General features: G+C 58.4%; 19 protein-coding genes. 12 read left to right on the forward strand and 7 right to left on the reverse strand.

Going from position 1 to position 20646, the window contains the following annotated elements; all coding sequences use genetic code 11:
* The first annotated feature begins 286 nt into the window (after positions 1-286).
* From NA78x_RS04265 to NA78x_RS04280, 4 genes are all read left to right on the forward strand, one after another.
* Positions 287-2353, forward strand: coding sequence for a protein kinase domain-containing protein (locus NA78x_RS04265; protein WP_425617182.1), 2067 nt, complete (start codon positions 287-289; stop codon positions 2351-2353).
* 63 nt (positions 2354-2416) lie between these two features.
* Positions 2417-3322, forward strand: coding sequence for a hypothetical protein (locus NA78x_RS04270; protein ID WP_425617183.1), 906 nt, complete (start codon positions 2417-2419; stop codon positions 3320-3322).
* 46 nt (positions 3323-3368) lie between these two features.
* Positions 3369-4010 carry an RNA polymerase sigma factor gene (locus tag NA78x_RS04275; RefSeq protein ID WP_425617184.1) on the forward strand — a complete coding sequence of 214 codons (642 nt, stop codon included), beginning with the start codon at positions 3369-3371 and terminating at the stop codon, positions 4008-4010.
* Positions 4011-4024: 14 nt separating this feature from the next.
* Positions 4025-4441: a hypothetical protein gene (locus NA78x_RS04280; RefSeq protein WP_425617185.1), complete on the forward strand. Its 417-nt coding sequence runs from the start codon at positions 4025-4027 to the stop codon at positions 4439-4441.
* 687 nt (positions 4442-5128) lie between these two features.
* Here the strand turns inward: NA78x_RS04280 and NA78x_RS04285 are convergent.
* From NA78x_RS04285 to NA78x_RS04295, 3 genes are all read right to left on the reverse strand, one after another.
* Positions 5129-5941: a lysophospholipid acyltransferase family protein gene (locus tag NA78x_RS04285; protein ID WP_425617186.1), complete on the reverse strand. Its 813-nt coding sequence runs from the start codon at positions 5939-5941 to the stop codon at positions 5129-5131.
* 21 nt (positions 5942-5962) lie between these two features.
* Positions 5963-7216, reverse strand: a complete 1254-nt coding sequence (locus NA78x_RS04290; protein ID WP_425617187.1) for a hypothetical protein — start codon at positions 7214-7216, stop codon at positions 5963-5965.
* Between the two features lie 74 nt (positions 7217-7290).
* Entirely contained in the window at positions 7291-7857 is a 567-nt protein-coding gene (locus NA78x_RS04295; RefSeq protein ID WP_425617188.1) for a DJ-1/PfpI family protein, read from the reverse strand.
* A 327-nt stretch (positions 7858-8184) separates the two neighbouring features.
* On the opposite strand from NA78x_RS04295, the gene NA78x_RS04300 reads away from it, so the two are divergent.
* Positions 8185-9360, forward strand: coding sequence for a hypothetical protein (locus NA78x_RS04300; RefSeq protein WP_425617189.1), 1176 nt, complete (start codon positions 8185-8187; stop codon positions 9358-9360).
* A 43-nt stretch (positions 9361-9403) separates the two neighbouring features.
* The gene (locus NA78x_RS04305; RefSeq protein WP_425617190.1) at positions 9404-10123 is read left to right on the forward strand and encodes an FRG domain-containing protein; all 720 of its coding nucleotides are present in this window, start codon (positions 9404-9406) and stop codon (positions 10121-10123) included.
* A gap of 15 nt (positions 10124-10138) precedes the next feature.
* On the opposite strand, the gene argJ is transcribed toward NA78x_RS04305, so the two are convergent.
* The 4 genes from argJ to NA78x_RS04325 form a co-directional block, all read right to left on the reverse strand.
* Positions 10139-11332 (reverse strand): bifunctional glutamate N-acetyltransferase/amino-acid acetyltransferase ArgJ, encoded by a 1194-nt coding sequence (gene argJ / locus NA78x_RS04310; protein WP_425617191.1) that lies wholly within the window; start codon positions 11330-11332, stop codon positions 10139-10141.
* A 56-nt stretch (positions 11333-11388) separates the two neighbouring features.
* Positions 11389-12399, reverse strand: a complete 1011-nt coding sequence (gene argC / locus NA78x_RS04315; protein ID WP_425617192.1) for an N-acetyl-gamma-glutamyl-phosphate reductase — start codon at positions 12397-12399, stop codon at positions 11389-11391.
* A gap of 155 nt (positions 12400-12554) precedes the next feature.
* Positions 12555-12833, reverse strand: a complete 279-nt coding sequence (locus NA78x_RS04320) for a hypothetical protein (RefSeq protein WP_425617193.1) — start codon at positions 12831-12833, stop codon at positions 12555-12557.
* A 719-nt stretch (positions 12834-13552) separates the two neighbouring features.
* On the reverse strand, positions 13553-14920 hold the full coding sequence (locus tag NA78x_RS04325) for a neutral/alkaline non-lysosomal ceramidase N-terminal domain-containing protein (RefSeq protein WP_425617194.1): 1368 nt from the start codon (positions 14918-14920) through the stop codon (positions 13553-13555).
* Between the two features lie 326 nt (positions 14921-15246).
* On the opposite strand from NA78x_RS04325, the gene NA78x_RS04330 reads away from it, so the two are divergent.
* The 6 genes from NA78x_RS04330 (at position 15247) to NA78x_RS04355 (ending at position 20623) form a co-directional block, all read left to right on the forward strand.
* Positions 15247-15540 (forward strand): EsaB/YukD family protein, encoded by a 294-nt coding sequence (locus tag NA78x_RS04330; RefSeq protein ID WP_425617195.1) that lies wholly within the window; start codon positions 15247-15249, stop codon positions 15538-15540.
* A gap of 87 nt (positions 15541-15627) precedes the next feature.
* The gene (locus tag NA78x_RS04335; protein ID WP_425617196.1) at positions 15628-16410 is read left to right on the forward strand and encodes a ubiquitin-conjugating enzyme E2; all 783 of its coding nucleotides are present in this window, start codon (positions 15628-15630) and stop codon (positions 16408-16410) included.
* 69 nt (positions 16411-16479) lie between these two features.
* Positions 16480-17001, forward strand: coding sequence for a Mov34/MPN/PAD-1 family protein (locus tag NA78x_RS04340; protein ID WP_425617197.1), 522 nt, complete (start codon positions 16480-16482; stop codon positions 16999-17001).
* Positions 17002-17193: 192 nt separating this feature from the next.
* Positions 17194-18357, forward strand: coding sequence for a HesA/MoeB/ThiF family protein (locus tag NA78x_RS04345; protein ID WP_425617198.1), 1164 nt, complete (start codon positions 17194-17196; stop codon positions 18355-18357).
* A gap of 107 nt (positions 18358-18464) precedes the next feature.
* A complete protein-coding gene (locus NA78x_RS04350; RefSeq protein ID WP_425617199.1) occupies positions 18465-19913 on the forward strand; it encodes a hypothetical protein in 1449 nt (482 codons plus the stop codon).
* Between the two features lie 35 nt (positions 19914-19948).
* A complete protein-coding gene (locus NA78x_RS04355; protein ID WP_425617200.1) occupies positions 19949-20623 on the forward strand; it encodes a ubiquitin-conjugating enzyme E2 in 675 nt (224 codons plus the stop codon).
* The last annotated feature ends 23 nt before the right edge of the window (positions 20624-20646 follow it).

Raw genomic sequence — 20646 nt, forward strand, 5'->3', positions numbered from 1 at the left:
GCTTCAATTTCAAGGAGTTATGAAACGAAGTAACGTCTGCACGTGTATTATGAAGGAGAGCTTGCTGCGCGGTTGCCGGAAGGGGAAACCGCTGGCGTGAAATCGTTCGCGGATTCCCGCCAAGATTCGCGGCTGCGCAGCGAACACCAGGAGAGCGAAACGGGTCTTGCCTCACACGGCAGTGACTTTCCGCAGCGGACGAAGCAGTGAATGACTTCTCCCGGAAAGCACCCCAGGAACACTCCTTCGCGTAGAAAGTGGACCGATGACATTGCGAGCCGCTATCATGCCCGCCAACGCCGAAGAACCTAACGCCGAAGAGCGCGATGCCCAAGCATCGCCCAAGCCGGCCGGCGGCATCAAGTTTACGTTTGCCAGCGGCGTCCGACCGTTCGATGGCTATACCATCAAGCGCGGCATTGGTCGCGGCGGTTTCGGCGAAGTCTATTTTGCCACGACTGCTGCCGGCAAAGAACTTGCGCTCAAGCATGTCGAGCGGAATCTCGAGGTCGAGCTGCGCGGCGCGAGCCAGTGCCTCAATCTGAAGCACCCGAACCTCATCGACCTGTACGACATTCGTTACGACGACCACGGCGACGCCTGGATCGTGATGGAATACGTCGCCGGGCCGAGCCTGAAGGACGTGCTCGATCGCAACCCCAATGGTTTGCCGCGCGACCAGGTCGATTTCTGGTTCCGAGGCATCGCCGCGGGTACGGCGTACCTGCACGACAATGGGCTGATTCACCGCGACCTGAAGCCCGGCAATATTTTCGAAGATCAAAACTACGTGAAGGTGGGCGACTACGGCCTGTCGAAATTCATTTCGTGCAGCCGTCGCAGCGGGCAGACCGAGAGCGTCGGTACGTTCCACTACATGGCCCCCGAAATCGGCAAGGGCGTCTACGGCAAAGAAATCGATATCTATGCCCTGGGCGTCATCTTGTACGAACTGCTCACCGGTCGCGTACCGTTCGATGGCGAGAGCAGCCACGAAATCATCATGAAGCACCTGACCGCCGACCCCGATCTGTCGGCAGTGCCGGGTGCTTATCGTGGGGTGATTCAACGGGCGCTGCTCAAGGATCCCGAAAAGCGATTTGCCAACGTGCCAGAAATGCTCGCTGCGTTCTCCGCCGCTGCCGATCCTGGTGCCAAATTAATCGCGCCGAAAGTGTCGCAGCCTGTGTTCACCGCAGTGCCTGTGAATAGCGAAGCTCCGCTCTACATCGGCGACGATGAGCGCGAAATGCACTTCGGCCCGATGCAACAGGCTCACAAGAAGGCGAATGGAAAAACTCCTTCGCCCCTGCCAATGAATCAACGGGGCGTCGCTCCTCGCGCGCAGTTTGTGCCGACCACGACTCCACCGGAGCCGATTGCCGCGGCCGTGCGCAATAGCGGCGGCCAACTCGCGCAGTGGTGGAATCACAGCAGCCTGAACACGCCGGTCAAGGTCGCCTTGATTCTGGCGGTGACCGTGCTGGCCGTGGTCAATGGCTTCTGGCTGGGGCCGGTGCTCATTGCCCTGGCGGCGGTGTACGTGCTGTATCTCGGGGTGCGCATGTTGGCCCTGGCCGGCACGAGCGCTTCGCCAATTCCCTCGCCCGATGCGATGCGGCCGATACCGCAGCGCCGCACGTTCAGCTTGGAAACGCACGGGCGTCATGCCCTGTCGATGAAGACCGCCGGCGATCGCGTGGGCGAACTCTCGGGTTCGATGCTTGCCTCGGCAGTTATTTCCGCGGTGCTCTGTTTGCTGATGCTCGTCGTGAATGGCGAGAACCTGCAACACGGCGGCGTGGCTACCTGGACGTTCTACGCCTGGCTGACCATCACCAGCACGGCTGGCTCGTGGCTCGCGCTGCTCGCCGGCAAGTTCTGGGAAGCCCGCTCGGGCGAACAGATGAAAAGGCGCTTTGTGCAAATCGTGCTGGGCTTGATTCTGGCGGTAGTGGCCTTTGGTGCCAGCCAACTGCTGATGATCGGCGGACCGTACAGTCACACGTTCGCGGCGAAAGACATCAGCGAATCGCTGGCGAGCCGCAGCATGTACGATGCGGCAGGCGTGCCGGGCCTGACGGCGTTCCTCGCGTACTTCACCGCGGTGTTTGCCACCGTGGGCTGGTGGAGCCAGACCGATCCGCTGCGAACATCGCGATTGCAGATTCGTTCGCTGGCCGTGACGCTGCTGGTCGCTTGGTTGTGGAGTTTGGCTTGGCCCTTCCCGCAACCTTGGGGAATCATGCTCGCCGGGGCCATCAGTGTGAGCGTGCAGTTGTCGGCCAGTTGGTTGTCGTCGTCCGATCGCACGGCGCTGCGGCATAACTTTCAACGGAACTTGATTGGATAAGCCGATCGCCTCGTCTCGGTGAACAAGACAGACAAATCGGCTTGCTTGGATAGGAACTTCGTTATGGAACTCGTCATCATCGTCGCCATCATTTGCTTGGGAATTGCCGCGCAGCCTTTTGCTGCTCGACGTTTATCACCACTGGTGCAAAGTACCCTCGGCTCGCTCTGCGTCGGTATTTCGCTGGTGCTGACAGCGCTCGTGGGCAGCGGTTTCGCCGCGTTGCCAGACATCGAGAAGCCGGTCGTTCCCCCGATGGAAACTTCGTCATCGCCAGAAACTCCGGCGGTTCCACAAGTTCCCGCGGAACAGCCCAAGGTTGTCCCCAACGACGAAAGCCGCTTCTTCGAACCGGCGGAGCAGACTGCCGATGGCATCAAGATCTATTCGGAAGACGACGAAGACGTGGTGTACATTCCGCCGGGTCGCCCCAGTTGGGTAGGCCAGGCTCCGCAGCGCGAAGGATCGATTCACTCGACGGCCGTCTGTTCTGATCCGTATGCTACCCATCAGCAGGCCGTGCAGGCGCTCGATAAAAAACTGATCACTGCCACCGAAGACTACATTCGCCAACATTTGCAATCGGATCTAGCTCCGCAGCTCATCAGCTATGACGTGCCGAAAATCAAGCAGCGATTGCTGGCACCGCAAAACGTCTATCACGAGAAGATCAAAGTTTCGATCGGCCCGATGCATCAGGTACATGCGCTGATTGAGTTTCCGCCGGAGTTTCGTGACGAGCTCGATCGTCGGTGGGGTGAAATGCGGGCCACCTATCGTTTGGCCGAGACGGGCCTCATCGGCGGCGGGGTGTTGCTGGTGCTAGCCACAATTTTTGGTTACTTCCGCCTCGATAACGCGACCCGTGGCTACTACACCAGTCGCTTGCAGTTCATGGCTGCCGCGGCAATACTAGCCATTGTCGCGACCAGTGCCCTGGTTTCGAAATGGTGGATCTACTGGTTGTAGAACTGCCTTCGCCTGTCGTTGGTCTCTTGCTGTCTGGAACACTGCGTTGTCCGATGCCGATACTCTCCTGATCGACCGAATTCGGGACGGCGAAGCGGATGCTTGGACCGACCTGATTGCTCGTTACGAGGGGCGGCTGCTCGCGTTTGTCGAGAGTCGCCTGGGAAGACGGGCCCCCAGCGAAGACATCGTGCAGGAAGCGTTTCTCGGCTTTCTCAACAGCTTGCCGAACTTTGACGGCAAACGTCCGCTCGAAGGCTATCTGTTTTCGATCTGCGCATACAAGCTGACCGATCACTTGCGCCGCGAAGGTCGCCGTCCGGCGGTGCCACTCTCCAGCAGCAACGATTCATCGGGCGAATGGCACATTGCCGGCAGCGAACGCCCCGCGAGCAGCATCGCTCGTAGTGGCGAACGCAAGGACATGGAAGAGCGGGCCGTCGCCGCTGCCCTCCGCGATCAAATCGAACGCTGGGCAGAGAAAAGCGAATGGCAAAAGCTGATGTGCGCCGAGCTACTCTTCGTCCGTGGCTGGGCCAACAAAGAAGTCGCCGAAGAACTCAAGCTGTCCGAACAACAAGTGGCCAATTACAAGTTCGATTTTATCGCCCGGCTGCGCACGATGGTAAAGAAGCAGGAACTGTCGGCTGAAGTTTTCCCTGAACTGGCAGATGAGGGGCCCGCCTAACCGCGGTTGCAACCATGACCACTCCTCGACGCCTAACCGATGCCGAACTGGAAGCGTATCTCGAAGAAACGCTGGCCGCGGATGAAATGGCCGCCATCGAAGCTGAGATTCGCCAGCGTCCCGAGTTGCTCCGCCGCTTGTCGATCATTCTCGGCCGCCGCGATGCCGGCTTGCACAGCGTGGGTGAGATTTGGCGTCGCCATCGCCTCAGTTGTCCCGATCGTCAGCAACTGGGAAGTTACCTGCTCGGCGTGCTCGATAACGAGCACGCGAACTACATTCGCTTTCATCTCGAGCAGATTGGCTGCCGCTATTGCCAGGCCAACTATGCCGACCTGCGCCTGCAGCAGGAAGAAACTCAGGAACTCATCATCACTCGCCGGACCAAATACTTTCAGTCCACCGCCGGGCACCTGCGCCAAACACCGTAGCGATCTATTTGGATATCACGCCACGGCCCCTGCCTCGGTGGTTCATTGGTTTTTGCACTCGCTGCGGCCTGCTTTCTATCTGCCGGAACTTCGCGGAGTACCGCTTGTTGCCGGCCTACGATCGCCGTAACTCCTCAATCTGATTGCCTCGTCGGGAAAACATTGTTCACAAGCCAGCCAGGTTTGTGAACGCGACCTGCCATATCTCTCGGGTGCGGCGCGCCTGAGTGTTCACAAACCCTGCCGGTTAGTGAACACCCTCTGTTTCCGCTTGCCTGGAGTTACGTCGATTCAGACCTCGACTCCAGCGGCATTCAACCAAGTTTTCAAGGAGCAAGTCGTGCCTAAATCTGGCCTCTGATAACCACTTTTGATAACCTTTTCAGCCTTTTCTGCGCGATAACTGCTTGCTGGAACATCCAGCTGCAGTTGAACTTAGGAAAAGAAACTCGCGATTTTTGCTGAAATGGTGATAACCGTTTGATAACCACGTTCTTGCGACTCTCGAACTGCCAGTGACTGTTCTTCGCACAAACTTCAGGCGCGTGCGTCGGCCACACCGTCGCCAGCCCGCCCGGCGTTTGCCCGCCAAACCCACCCAACTGAAATCTGCCCGAAGCGTGATTCTTTGTCAAACGCCGCCAGGCAATTTTTTCCCCCGGCTTTCTAAGGTAGGCCGACCGCGAGCTACGACGAACTCTTCTTTCGCCGCTCTTCACTGGCGGCGACGTCGGCGGCAATTTGCGCGTCGGTGGGTTTCCAATTGCGACCGGCGAGTTGCGGTTCGAAGTCGGGTTGCTCGGCCAGGACGGCGATTGCTTTGAGCACGCGGAGCATCACGAGTTGGACGATCTCGGTTTCGCCTTCGCGGCCGTAGTACTCACTGATATCGATCAGCGGGCCAACACGGACGACGACGTTCGCCCGCAGAAAGAACGGACTCCACGCTGTTTTGCGATAGGGCGATCCCTGAATATAGACCGGCAACATCGGCACTCGCGATTTCATCGCCACGACGGCAGCGCCGGGTCTGCACGGCAGCAGCAGTTGCTCGGTCATGTTGATTCGCCCTTCGGGGAACATGCCCACGAGACCGCCGCCCGCGGTGTGGCGCAGCGCGGTCTTGGTGGCCGCCGTATCGACGCCGCCACGACCCACGGGAATCACTTCGCACATCTTCAGGAAGAGGCCGAAGATTGGGTGCACACAATACTCGCGGGCGACCATCCAATGGATTTTGCGCGGCGAGACGGTTTGCAAAAAGAAGGGATCAACACTGCTGCGATGATTGCACACCAGCACCGCGCCGGTCTCCTCAGGGATCGGCAGACTGGTCGGCAACTTGGCTCGCCACTGCCAACGGGTGATGAGATAGCAGAAGCCCCAGATGATTGCCTGGTGCGGTGCAAAGCGGCTGAAGAGCCGCAAATAGAACAGCCAAATGACGAAGGCTGTCGCCAGGAAGGCCAGCGCGAGGAGCGTTCCTTGAGTGACCGTCACGATGGGCACGCTCGCGGCAGATTACTCTGCCACGTCCTCATCCTTGGGTGGCAAAACGGTCGAAGCGGCTTCCGGCGAACCGGCGGTGGCCGCTTCGTCGCTCAGCATCGCCCGGCGAGCCGTTTCCAAATGCACGTCTTCGTCTTCCATGTGGACTTCGTCCATTTCCTTGTCGTCGACCGCTTTGCGCATCAACAGGAAGATGGCGGCGGCAGCAGCAAAAAAGTAGCTGTACGCAGCAGCTTGAACAATCACCTTCACCAGCGCGAGAACCAGGCTGATGAGCCAAGCTCCCGTGCTGAAGGCGGTCGTTTCTCCAATCGGTTGGCGAAGCTCGATGGCATTCAGATGCTCGCGCAGTTTGCGAATATCGTCGGCGCCGGCACCCCAAGAGGTCGCCCAAAAGCCGAACTGAACGGCCACATCGGCGAACAAGTGAACAGCGGCGAGCGCAAGCCCACCCAGGCCGAGCGCGATGATGGCATAGAAGAAGTAATGGAGCGGTTTGCCATAGACATAGGAGAACGCTTCACTGAAAGCTTGCAGGGCGTCTCCATCGCGTTTGGCACCGACGGCGGCAATCATCAGCGGCCAACCAAACAGCAGTCCAACGATCAGCCAGGCAGCGACGAGGCCCAGGGCAATCACCAAGATCCAGAGAACTCCGGCAATGAGCACGCCCACGCCGAGGTTCATCAGCCAGCCCAGCGGGACCAGGAGCAGACCCAAGCCAAAGATCGCGAGCAACGGCGCAAGCGGAGCCATCAGGTATTGCACGTAACGTCGAGCAACGTACCGAACGGCATCGACCCAGTCGTAGCTTTGCTCGGTTCCTAGTTCAACGAGCGCCAGCCGCGTGATCACGCCGCCCACAAAGGTCCACACCACGGTCGAGATGAGAAACCCGAGTAGGTAGAACACGACATGCCGGAACGTGATCTGATCGCGAAACAATTGCCGGGCGGGAAGCGCCAGGCTCTGTACCGGCAGCAGCACATCGGAGGCACCTGCGGGCAAGTAGCTAGCGGCGGCATCGGGAATATTAAACGGAGCTTGTGCCGGCGGGAACTCGTGGAACTCTCGATTCGTCAGCAATGCCCCGCAGCACCACCAGCCCAGCGAAGAGATGGCCAGCGCGCCAGTCGCCAGCATCAATGGACCGGGAGCGATGGCTACGCGAAACACGCGCAGCAAAATGAGCCAGGGAAAGACTTCTTTCCAGGCAATATGGCGCACGATCGTCGTGTCGCGCGCGGGGACTTGGTTTGCGTTCATGGCTACCTCAGTCAAAGTTGTCGTACCAAGTCGGTCATCGTTTCAGTATGCTTCGCCAGCCGCGTTTGAACCAATCATTTCGCCGCGTCGAGCAGGCGCAAGAACTCACGCATCAACGGAGCGTTATCGTGCCAGGTGCGCGAGGAGATGAGCGAGCCATCGATCACCACTTCTTTATTCACATACTTGCCGCCACCTTGTTCGACATCGAGCTGGCACTTGGCCACGGTGGCGACGCTCTTTCCTTGAATGATGCTGGCGGCAGTCAGAATTTCGACACCGTGACAAACGGAAGCGATCGGTTTGCCCGCGGCGGAGATCTCGCGCGTCACGCGGAGCAGGTCTTGATCGTAGCGGATGTATTCCGGCGCTCGACCACCGCTGATGAACATGCCGGCGAAGTCGGCTCCGCGGCAATCGCGAAAGGCCAGCGTCGCCCGAATGAAGTAGCCCGGGCGTTCCTGCGTGATATCCCAAGGGATGCTCGAATCCGGCGGAATCTCGTGCAGCACCGTGTGATACAGGCGAGCTTCGGGACCGGCGACGACAACCTCGTAGCCGGCTTCCTGCAAACGAAAGAAGGGATAGAACGTATCGAGCGCTTCGGTGGCATCACCGAGCGGCATCAAGATTTTAGGCATGAACAAAGTCTCGTTAAATGGAACTGCACGCCCCCGCCCCTGCGGCGGGGGTTCAACGGCTTGTGCACTAGCTGGCTGTTGTTAGCAGGCCGGCTTGTCTCTGTCGTTTCGTGAGCCGGAAGCGTCAGCGCCCGGAGAGTACTTCCGTTCATTCAATCTAGAAAATCTCCGGGCGCTGACGCTTCCGGCTCAGGTGAGTACAGCCGGTCAGATTAGCGAAGCTGGCATTCCGCAACCAGTAGCCGATGCCGCGCGGCCGGTGGTACGATGGGTGCTTGCCCACCCACCCGCAATTCCTTCCTTTCCACGTTCCCACGAGCGTTTTCCATGAGTGCTGCTGCCCCTGCAACTGCCAACCCGGCCCTCTTTCAGCAACTGCAGGCGTCGCTCGCCCAAGGGGGAGCCGCGGCGGTGCTGCAACAGGCAGCCGAGCAACTGCGTAAAGAGAAGCGGTACCACGAACTGTTCGAAGCTCTCAAGATGCAACTTCGCCTGCGACTAGGATTGCCACTGCAGTCGAGCGAAGGAAGCGACGGCCTCAGTGAAGCCCTGCGCAAGGATCTCGAAGACGGCCTGATTACCGCTTGCCGCGAAGTCGGTTCGCTGCTGATTCAAGAAGGAAAGGTTCGCGAAGGTTACATGTACCTGCGTCCGGTTGGCGAAGCAGCAGAGGCTCGCGCGCTGCTCGATCAAGTGGTACCCGACGAAGACAATACGGAAGAGCTGATTGAGGTGCTGCTGCACGAAGGTGTCGATATCGGCCGCGGCTTTCAGCTGATGATCGACCAATACGGCACTTGCAGTTCAATCACCCAGTACGAGCAGTCGGTTGCTCGCCGGCCGCGTCACGAACAACAGCCCGCCGCGCGCAAGTTGCTGCAGAAGGTTCATAGCGATCTGCTGGGGAGTGTGAAGCACGACATTGCTCGTCAGGAAGGAAGTACGCCCGGCGAGAACACGCTCCTGGAACTGATTCGCGATCGCGAATGGCTCTTCTTCGAAAATGCCTATCACATCGATACAACCCATCTGGCCGCGACCGTCCGCAATTCTCGCGTGCTGACCGACCCAGCCGATCTGCGCATGGCGCTCGATCTGACCGAGTACGGTCGCCGCTTGAGCCAGCAGTTTCAGTATCAGGGGGATGAGCCTTTCGCCGATCAGTACCCGTCGAATGCTCTCTATTTTCATTCGCTGCTGGGCGAGAACATCGACGAAGCGATCGCCTACTTTCAGCAAAAGGCTGACATGCTCGATCCGCAGTATCACGGCAGTGTGCCGCTCGAAACCTACGTCGATCTGCTCGCGCGACTCGGCAAGCCTGCCGAGGCAATCGCCGCAGCTATCAAGCTGAACCCCAAGACCGTCGCGCCGATCGGCATGGCTCCCTCGCTTATGGAACTAGCGACCCAGTCCAGGCAGTTCGACGCCGTGCTCAGCCATTGCCAAGAGCAGGGTGACATTCTCGGCTATGCAGCGGTGTTGGCTGCGAAGGGGAAGTAGGGAGAAACTAAGGATTTCCGTACGCTAATTATCTGGAGTTAATATGGATGAAACGCCGGTAACGAGTTTCGCGGAATTGCAGCAGTTTTCGAATAGACACCGTGGCTGGTTGTTTCGAGGCATGCGTTCTCCGAATTGGGAACTCGATACATCCCTCGAGCGTGCAGCCAGACGATGCAAAATGAATCCATGCCGCTTTGAAAAACTATCCATCTATGAGTTTCGTCGGCACTGCCACGGATATCTTTTGCGTGTTCCGCATCCCGATCACTACGTCGAGTGGTTAGCGCTAATGCAGCATTACGGGGCACCAACACGCTTTCTTGATTTCACACGCTCATTCTGGATCGCCCTACACTTCGCGTATGAATCTGCGGACAACGATTGCGTCGTATGGGCTCTTGATAGCAGGTCGCTTGGCAAAAAAGCTAAAAAGGACTTCAATATATTAATCCGCGAGAACATCGAGAAAGGCGCGCATACTGAAGATGTCCTCTATGAAGATGTTCCCTACTTCACAAATGAACGCTTGGCGATTCAGAAGGGAACATTTGTGTTTTCGATGAACCAAGAACGAACTTTTAATGATATCTTTACTGCAAACAAGAAGACTCATCGCCGACTTGTGATCTCAGAGAAACTTTTTCCAGAGATACGTCGTTACCTGAATGAGATGAACTGCACCAGTCGAGTGTTGTTCCCGGGTATCGATGGGTATGCTCGACATTTCAACAACTTTGCAGATGATGGCGGGGTGCTCTGAAGTAATCTCGCATGCCTAGGTCGTATAGTCGGCGTTGAAGCGGACGTAGTTGACGTTGAGGTCACTCGTCCAAAAGCGACCGACGGCCGAGCCTTCGCTGAAGGTGAGCTTGACCTGGGTCTTCCGCTCCGACTTAATCGCAGTCGAGACGGTCTTGGCATCGAAGGCCACCGGAGCACCCGCGCGATAAAGTTCGTGGCCGTTAACGATCAGGCCGACGCCATCGGGATTGAACGGCACCCCTGCATAGCCGGCTGCCGAAACGATGCGTCCCCAGTTGGGATCTGCTCCCGCGACCGCCGTCTTCACCAGGGCGCTGTTCGCCACGGTGCGAGCAATTTGCTGAGCATCGGCCACGGTCTGGCAGCCGGTGATTTCGATGCAGATGAGGTGCGAAGCCCCTTCACCGTCATCAGGAATTTGCTGGGCGAGTTCGATGCAGGCGTCGGTAAGAGCAGCCTGGAACTTTGTCAGTTCATCGCCACTGAGCGGTTCGCCACCGGCCGCGCCGCTCGCCAGGAGCAACAGCGTGTCGTTGGTGCTCATGTGCCCTTCGACGCTGATGCAATTGAAGCTCTCGTCGGTCGCGGCCTTGAGGACTCGCTGCGCGTCTGCAGGCGTGAGCGGAGCATCGGTCAGCATGATGGCCAGCATCGTGGCCATGTTCGGGCCAATCATGCCGGCACCCTTGCACATGCCTGCGAGGCGAATAGTCCGTCCGCCGACATTTACTTGCTTGGAGATGACCTTGTGAAATTGATCGGTCGTCATGATGCCGCGTGCTGCGGCCAGAAACGACGCTTCGTCGTTGCCCAGCTTTTGTGCGGCCAGTTTGGCACCGTTGGCAATCTTCTCCATCGGCAAGAAGACTCCGATGACACCGGTCGACATCACGAGCGCCGTTGATTCGTCTTCGCCGACAGCTTCCGCAGCGAGGCGCGCCATCTCGCGACAATCGTTCAGGCCACGCTCGCCGGTGCAGGCATTGGCATTGCCACTATTCACGGCAACCACACGAATATTCGCCGAAGGTGTTCGTGCCCGGTCGAAACCCACGGGCGCGGCAAAGACCAGATTCTGCGTATAGACGCCCGCGGCCGTTGCGCCCTGGGGGCAATGAATGAGCGTGAAGTCTTCCTTGGTGGCAACCTTCTTGATGCCGCCATGCACGCCATTCATGACAAAGCCGGCTGGAACTTCGATGGACATGGTTATCTCGGAGATGGTCGTGCTTATTGTTAAACGGAAGTAGCTCGAAGTCAGCCTTACTGCAGCGCCGTGGTTTCAGCGAAACCGTACATCAGGTTGAAGTTCTGAGCCGCAGCACCAGAGGCACCCTTGATGAGGTTATCGATCACGCTGATCAGCAGTAGACGGCCGCCCACGATCCGAGCCGTGATATGGCAGTTGTTCGTGTGGGCCACATCCTTCGTCGCGGGCAAATGCTTGACCACGTGCACGAACGGTTCGTTGTGGTAAGCCGCGTTCAGGTGCTCGAGAGCCTGGGCTTCGGTGAACGACTTCTTCGGCTTGCTGTAGCTGACCGTGAGAATGCCGCGGTCCATGGGAGTGAGATGGGGCGTGAAGATGATCTGCGGATCGGAGCCCGCCGCGCGGCCGAGAATCTGTTCGATCTCGGGCGAGTGTCGATGCTTCCCCACTGCGTAGGCCGAGATGCTTTCGTTGCATTCGGGATAGAGCGTGCCCAGCTTGGGAGTGCGTCCCGCGCCACTCACGCCGCTCTTGCTATCGACAATGATGTCTTGATTGTCGACCCAGCCGTCTTTCAAAAACGGGGCGAGCGGCAGAATCGCCGAGGTCGGATAGCAGCCCGGATTGGCAATCAAATCGGCTTTCGGAATCTGATCGCGAAACAGTTCCGGCAGGCCATAGACCGTTTTGCCAAGTCGGCCGGCATCGGGATGGTCGTGGTCGTACCATTGCTTGTACGAGACGGGATCGTTCAGCCGATAGTCGGCGCTGAAGTCGATCACTCGTTTGCCGAGAGCGAGCAGGGCCTTCGCCGATTCTGCCGAGGCGGCGTGGGGCAAACAGCTGAAGATGCAATCGCAGCGGTCGGCGACGGCGGCCGGAGCGAAGTCTTCGAGCGGCAGATCGAGCCGGCCGGTGAGGGACGGATGGACCGACGAAATCGGTGGACGTCCTTCCTGCCGACTGGTGACCGCCGTGATCTGGGCCTCGGGATGGCGCAGCAGAATCTTGATCAGTTCCAGTGCCGTATAGCCCGTCGCACCGAGAATGCCCACTCGAATCATCGCTTACCGACCTCTCGCAAAACGCTCGCAACAAAATCAGTTCAACGCACCCGTTGGACTGAGGACCAATTCCCGGCGACCAGGGTTCGCGCAACCGAAATTGACGATCGCGTCGTTCCTGCCGTCACATTCCAAAACCTGCGTACTTTCCGCAGTTACTTGGCAGCTTCGGTGCCTTCTTTGCGTTTCAGCTTCGAGTCGTTTTCGGTCATGAACGACTTGAGGTCGTCCGAAAACTCGAGCAGGCGCTGCCATTGTTCGACGTAGAGGGTGACGGGCATCCGCTGCAGACCGTACACCGAAATGGCCCCTTTTTCGCTCACTTTGCAGTACAACTGGCCGCGCTTGGGGGCAGTGTCGGTCAGCATTTTCGAAGCTTCTTCGACCGAGAGTTCGCCGGCTTGCAACTTGGCGAGAATTTCTTCCTTTTTCACCGTTCGGGCCTCCTGTGTTTGAGATGAGTGGCGCGCTGGCTGGATCGCGCAGGCTGTTAATTTAGCAGCTAAGAGCGGAGACCGGGAGACAAGGAGACCACGGGAGTCGCTTCACCGTTCGTAACGTAACTCCGCGTTCCTCGCGTTCCCATTTCAGCCAACTTGTCCAACCAAAACGCTGCTCGCGGGGCACAACCTGCAGTAACTCTCGGCTGCGGCGCACTTGGGCAGTCAATGAGGCCCTGAAAGTTGGACACCCCCCTTTTGCGGTCAGCAAGCACTTGCGTCAACAGAGCCGGCCGCAGCACGGAAGAATCGACCGAGGTTTTTGGACGGGCGCTGATTCTCAAGTGCAGCGGCAAGCTCTTGCCACTACCAGATTTGCGGCTGTCCGGTCGATTGCAGCTTCGCACCTCTTTGTCCAACAACCGGTTCTGATCACTGACCGCTTCGTAGCAGCTTCAAGGCGACAAGAACGAGGCATCCCAACCGCGCATTGCGGTTCGCACCGAAACAACCAGACTGTCAGAGAGCATACAGGCATTGTGGCTAGATAGTGAACTCATGTCAACTATTTCGCAATATTTTGTCGTAATGTATTTAAAGATATTTTGCCCGGTAGGCCACATCGGCTCGATGTGACCTGGATAGGCTAGGATGCGTTGCCGCGCGATAAGATCACATCCAGAGGATCGTTGCCTCCCAGTCGCTCAAGCCCGCTACCGCGCTTTCGTCTGCCGGATGGCCTCTTTCACAATCGTCTCTTCAATCTCGGGAGCCCAGATCGTGGGCAGGCCGTAATAGACCATCGAGCCCCCTCCTTCGTAGCCTCCTTCGATCAGCACGCGACGGCTGGGGATGTACGCCATCACGTCATTCGCATAACCGGCCACCCAGGTCTTTTTGCCAGCCAGATCACTCTTCAGCCGCAGGGCGTAATCGACAACCACTTCGCCGCCGAGAATGACCCACTTCACCTCGGGGCCGAGCTGCCACACGGCGACCGGGTAGGAATAGTCCTTCGCCAACGGTTTGCCTTCTGCCAGCTCGGCGAGCAGCATCTTCGCGCGAGCCGCCTGGAACTTGTCTTTGCCATCGGCGGCTGCTTGTAACTCTTCTTGTGTCGGCAAGGTTCCGAGGGCTACTTTCACTTCCTGATAGCTGGTTGAAAGTTGACTCGGCAGCGGAGTCGTTCCCTTCGCCAGAGCCGCATCGACGGCGTCGGCGAGTTGCCGGCCGTAGTTCTCGGCGAGAGGAACCGTCCGGCGGGGCAGCGGGTTCTGATCGGCCCCGCAACCTGCCCAGAAGAGGGCGAGGCACCCCGGATGCCGCTTCTCTAATTCCTGCTGAGCGTAGCCGGGCCAATCACCGCACCAGTCATAGCCCGAGAGCACCGTCGCGTGGCAGGCATAGCCAAACAGCAGCCCGCGCAGCTCACCCTTGTCGTTATGAATGGCGAGCAGTGGCACATCGTGATCGTGGGGGCCGAGAATCTTGCCGTCAGTTTTCAGCTGCGGAACGTCCGCTTCTTTATTCGTGCGGCGATTGACGGCGAACGTCGCCTGCCCTGTGGTCCAACTTACCTTCGCCGGTTGGAGATCCTGGAACGCAGCGGCGGCCAGTTCTACCAGCTGTGCTTCGAGTTTCGTGGCATACTCGGCGATCAGTTTTTTCTGATCCTCGGGCAACAAGTACTCGTGCATCGGCCGCAGGTTCTTGCTCACTACCGGTCCGCTGTGCGTATGCGAACAAAAGAGCGCGATCTGCGAGCGCTGCAGCTTTTGAGCTTTCTGAATCCGTTCACAAATCGAAGCAGCCAATTGACGATCGATGCCGACCAGGTCGAGCGTGATCGCCAGGCCTTGATGGCCGCTCGCATCTTGTACCACGATCGCCTTTGCCCACAAGTCGGTCAGCTTGCCTTCGGCCAGCTTGTTGCGTGCCCCATAGCCGGCCATCCACATCGGCTTCGTCGGCGTGATGTTGGTTTTGGCGAGGCCCACTTTCCAGAGCTCGTCCCCCTGGGCGAGTTGCGGCACCAGAAGAAACAGACATACGCACAGGAACTGGCAAGTTCGCCGAAACATGGAAGCGACTCCGAGGTGGGATGGGACCGATAGGCGAGAGACTGGCTGAGAGGGTACTGGGCGGGAGGGATGCCCTTAACTGAATCCGGCCACTCGCCCTCGTCAAGCTGCTTTCCTAGCCATGCTCGCTCGCAATTCGCACAATTGCTGCTAAGTGATGATCGCAACTGATTTTGCGCGAACCATTGGGGCTTGGAAGACTACTCCTTTTAGCGGAGCTGGTAGGAATTCCGTGCGGCGTGCCGTAAGATCGACGGCTGGCAAGCGAATACTTGCCAAAGCGACATTACGTCGACTGTATTCCGTCGACAAGGAGTGAAAAGGTCATGTCTGTCCCCTCGAATGATGAGCGCAAAGGAACGCGAGTGACGTTCCTCGATCAGACCGGTGCGAAAAGCGTGGAAGCAGTGATTGCCGACACGGTTACCGTAAAGCGAATTCTGCCGAACATCATCACCAAGATGAACCTGCCGGTCATGGGCCCCGATGGGCAGCCGATGAGCTACAGCCTCGATCATAAAGAGGGTGGCAAGCGGCTGCGCGAAGAACAAACCCTGATCGAGGCCTCGGTGCTCGACGGCCACCACCTGATTGTCTATCCCGAGATCGTCGCCGGCTAAGCTTGTGGCGGCAGACCTCTTGGTCTGCCAAGTTTCTTCGTCTGCCGAGTTTCTGCCTTTCTCTTCTCTTCTGCCTCAGCAAATCGAATGAGTGCTACATCTCCCCGCCTGCGCCGACTGCACAGCGACCTGCGTGCCATGCAACAGTTGCAGGCCGAAAGCTCGATCCTGCACTTCACCTCGCACGGCGATCTGCCCGAAGCCTACACGGTGACCTTTCTGGGTCGCGGCATGATGCGCGGCGAGAATAACGGGCCGATCGAATTGATCGAGAAGCACGAAGTGACCATTCGTCTGGGGGCTGGCTACCCGCGGATGATGCCCGAGATTCGCTGGAAGTCGCCGATCTTCCATCCGAACATTTCGGGCAATGGCTCGGTCTGCCTCGGTGGCTATGGTACCTATTGGGTGCCTAGTCTCACGCTCGACGAACTATGCCACATGCTGTGGGACATGGTTCGTTACGAGAACTACGACGTCACCAGCCCTTATAACCGAGAAGCAGCCTTGTGGGCCAAAACGCAGTCGCAGTACAAACTGCCGCTCGATGCACGCCCCCTGCGCGATCGCCTTGCCCGCGCTGCCGAACACGAAGCTGCCCCCCAGCGCGCCGAGTATCCGAGCGCCAAAACAACCGACGCGACGAGCACCCGCCGTTGGTCCTACTCGCCACCGACGCCTGTCGCCGCAGTTCCCACGCCCATTCGCCCAGCAGTACCTCCCGTCATTCGACCGCCGGTGCGTCCTGCCGTCGCCCGTCGCGTGGACGAAGCCGAAGACAGCGGGGTCACATTCCTGGACTCCGGCGTCGTCAACGCCGAGATCGTCAGCCCCGCCACTACCGACTCCGACATCATGTTTATTCAGTAGCTCCACCCCTGAGCCGGAAGCGTAAGCGCCCGGAGAGTATTTGCTTCGCCTTGTGGCAATTCAATCCCTATGACCTCAGCTCGGGCCAAGGAACCGTTCGATCTCGATCGGCTGCGTGACGCGCGGCAGTTGGGGACGCTCTATCGGAGCGGCGCGGTCGTGGTGATCGAAGAGCCGGTGCTCGACGAAATCTTGTCTTACTCTGGCAAGGACCTGGTTCGCGAAGTGGGCGGCTTTCTGCTCGGCGATGTTCATCAGGAAGAACCGAATTGTGTGATCGTCCGGCATTTTCATCCCGCGGTCCAAGCCACCTCCCGAGCGGCTTCCCTCACCTTCACACATGAAAGCTGGTCTGACTTGCATCGCCAGGCCGAACTCCGTTTTCCCGGCGCCCAGGTCCTGGGCTGGCAGCATACGCATCCCGGCTTCGGCGTGTTTCTCTCCGCTTATGACCTCTTCATCCATCGCAACTTTTTTTCGCTCCCCTGGCAAATCGCCATGGTCGTCGACCCCCGCCGCCAGGAACTCGGCTTCTTTCACTGGCGCGGCGAAGAAGTCCTCGACTGTGGGTTTGTATGCTTGGGGGCTTAGGGTTCAAGGTTTAAGGTTTGAAGTTTGGAGTTCGAAGTTTGGAGTTCGAAGTTTGGAGTTCGAAGTTTGGAGTTCGAAGTTGAATTCACATTCAGCTGCCTGTGCCTTTCAACTTTCAACTTTCAACTTTCAACTTTAAACCTGAAACCTTGAACTACGAACGTCAAACTACGAACTTCAAACTAACACCCCATGTCCGAATTTATCATCGACGATGACGACCGTTATTCCCGTCTGCGGCTGATCAGCTGGTGGGATCAAGACAAACTGCGCGCGGCGAAGATTCTGGTCGTGGGCGCCGGCGCGCTCGGCAACGAAGTGCTGAAGAATCTCTCGTTACTCGGTGTGGGCAAGGTGCTGGTGATCGATCTCGATGAAATCGAAGACTCCAACCTCACGCGTTCGGTGCTGTTTCGCGCCAGCGATCGCGGCAAGAGCAAGGCGGAGGCAGCGGCCAAGATGCTGCACGAGATCAATCCCGATACGCACGTTGTGCCCATTCACGGCAACGTGATGACCGACATCGGCCTTGGTGTGTTTCGCGATGTCGACGTGGTCATCGGCTGCCTCGATAACCGCGAGGCTCGCCTGTGGGTCAATCGCTGCTGCTGGAAAGTCGGCACGCCCTGGGTGGATGGCGGCATTCAAGAGATCAGCGGCGTGGCCAAGGTCTTTGTGCCCCCGCATAGTGCCTGTTATGAATGCGCGATGACGGAGAACGACTATCGCCTCATCAGCTTGCGTTACAGTTGCCCGCTGCTGAAGCGCGAGGACTTGCTCGCTGGCAAAGTGCCCACGGCGCCGACCATTGGCTCGATGATCGCCGGGCTGCAGACTCAGGAAGCACTCAAGTTGCTGCATGGTCTGCCTGTGCAAGCTGGCGCGGCGATGGTCTTTAATGGCATTGCCAATAATTTTTATACCACGCACTACCAGCGGCGAGACGATTGCCTCAGCCATGAGACTTACCCGGAGCCAATCTCGCTCGAGGTCTCCGCGACCCAGATTACTGCCGCCGAACTATTCCAGGCAGCTAGGCCGCACTTTGCCGAAGAGGCAAAGCTGACGCTGGAACTCGATCGCGACTTGATCCTCGCCCTGCATTGCAATTGCGGCAATACGCGCTCCGTGATGCGGCCGCAACAGTTGGTCAATGCCAAAGAAGCGATCTGCCCCAGCTGTGGACAGGCCGCCCAGCCCGAGATGATTCACGCGATTCCCGAAGATCATCCGCTGGCCGCGGAAAAACTCGCCGCGCTGGGCATTCCTGCTTACGATATGGTTCGCGTCACCGCCGGCGGCGAGTACCAAACCTTTTTGCTCGCTGCTGACCGCGCGGCAACATTCAAAGTTTGAAGTTCGCAGTTTGTAGTTCGCAGTTAAACTCAATTTTCAACCTTGAACTCGAAACCTGAAACGCATTTCCCCAGCCCCGAGTTCCTAGCCCCCAGCCCCTCCCCCCCATGTCCGACGACATGCAATTTGGCGAAGTCGAGCAGGCCCAGCCGGAGCAAAATCTCCGGCCGGACCGCAATCGCCATTTTGCGGTCGTGGCCTACGGCGAACCAAGCGACAAAGACTTGCCGATTTTTGTCGATCTCGACGTGCTGCTCGATATGGAAGCGCACGCGGCGAGCGACAAGACGGTGGAACTGGGCGGCGTGATGCTCGGCGGGCATTACGAAGACAGCGACGGCAAGGCGTTCGTGGTCATCTCCGATTCGCTGCGGGCGGAACATTACGAAAGTACCAAGGGAAGCTTCAAGTTCACGCACGATACGTGGGAAAAGATCTCCCGCCAGCGCGACGAGTTTCCCGCCGACATGCAGATGGCAGGCTGGTATCACACGCATCCCGATTGGGGCGTGTTCTTGTCCGTCATGGACATGTTCATCTGCGACAATTTTTTCAACAAGCCGCTTGATGTGGCCTACGTGATCGACCCCTGTCGGCTCGACCGCGCGTTCTTTATGTGGACTGGCAAGCCGAAAGAGCGAATTCGCCGCACCGGCGGATTCTATGTCACCGCGTCTCGCTTTCGGCAGGCGGAACTCGAACAAGTCGTGCAGGCGTTAGAAGGAAAACAAGCAATGCCCAGCTATACACCTGGTTCCGCCGGTTCGCCGAACATCTACGTGCAATCGGCCCCGCCGCCCCCCAAGCCTGCCTGGGAAGGGATGGCGATGATGGGCATGCTCGCGCTGCAATTCTGCTTGCTCTCGCTCATTGCCTGGAAGTTGCTTGGCACGAACAATGTCGATTCCGCTGTAGTTGCCAAGCTGCAACTCGAAAAAGAAGTTGCCGTCAAAGCCGAGGCCGAGCAACTTGCGCGGCAAGCTCAGCACGACTTGCTAGTGATCGATCGAGTGCTGCACGAAGTAAAGGGAACCGATCGCGGGCTCGTCGAGAACTATCGTGATGAAACGATCAAGCGCAAGGACGCCGAGATTGCCCTGCGCAATAGCCACGAAGTGCAAGAGAACCGCATGAAGCAGTTTGAGGCCAACTTGGAATTGCTGAAGAAGAGTAACCTGGAACAAGCGGGCAGCATTGAAGAATGGAAAGCGAAGACCGAAAAGCTCGACAAGGAACGTGACAAACTGGCGGTCGACTTGAAAGCCCGCGATGCTCAGGTAGCCATGCTGGAACAGCAACTGAACCCCGCTGAAGAAACCGCCGCGACCAGCATCTTTGCGTGGCCGCCGACGGGTCGCACCTGGTGGTATCTCGGGGGTGGGGCAGTCGTGCTGGCCGTGTTTGGCTTCGCGGGCTATTGGTTTCGCAGCCAATCGCCGCCAGCGGCTGACGAATCACTGGCAGAGGCTGCCGCGCAGTCGCCACCCAGGTCAACGACTACAGAAAGCGTGTCGCAGCCCAGTCCACTTCGCGACGAAACGGAAACTCCACGCTAACGTCGCCGAATTAAAAGCTGTCCAGGAAAACCATCATGGATCCCAAACAACGCACCGAACGCTTGCAAGCCGACCAGGCTTTGCTGCAGAAGCTTTCGGCCGGCAGCAGTCTGCTGAAGGTCGAGTCGTTCGGCGAACCGGCGGATCGTTACGTCTTCACCTTTCGCGGCAAAGGATTGGCCCGCGATGTGAGCCAGGCGGGCGAAGTCTCGATTGTCGAATTGCACCAGGTCGAACTGCGCTTGCCCTATGCCTATCCCACGAGTCCACCCGACATTCGCTGGCTTACGCCCATATTGCATCCCAACATTTCGTTCAGCGGCTTTGTAAACCTGAACGAGATGGGCCTGCCGTGGATGCCCGACGTCGGGCTCGATGTGATCTGCGAACGGCTGTGGGATGTGGCCCGCAGTGCTTACCTGAATCTCGATCGCGCGACGAACTACTCGGCCAAAAACTGGTACGAGGACGAATGCAAGTTTCAGCTGCCGGTGGACAATCGCCCCCTTCGTAGCGGCGGCAGCGTGAGCACGTCGAACATTGTCCGCTACTCGCACCGCGCGGGCGAAGGCGTTCGCTGGGCATCTCCCACGGCCAGCGGCGAAGTGCTCTTCATCGACGAGAACACACCCACGCCGGGTGCCGCGACTGCTGCTCCCCGCCGTCGTCCAGCGGCCGGGGATGATGTGTTTTACATCGGGCCGGAGTAGATCGGCGGCACGAAGAACGACAG

Origin of the sequence: Anatilimnocola aquadivae (assembly GCF_049819085.1) — a bacterium.
GTDB lineage: Bacteria > Planctomycetota > Planctomycetia > Pirellulales > Pirellulaceae > Anatilimnocola.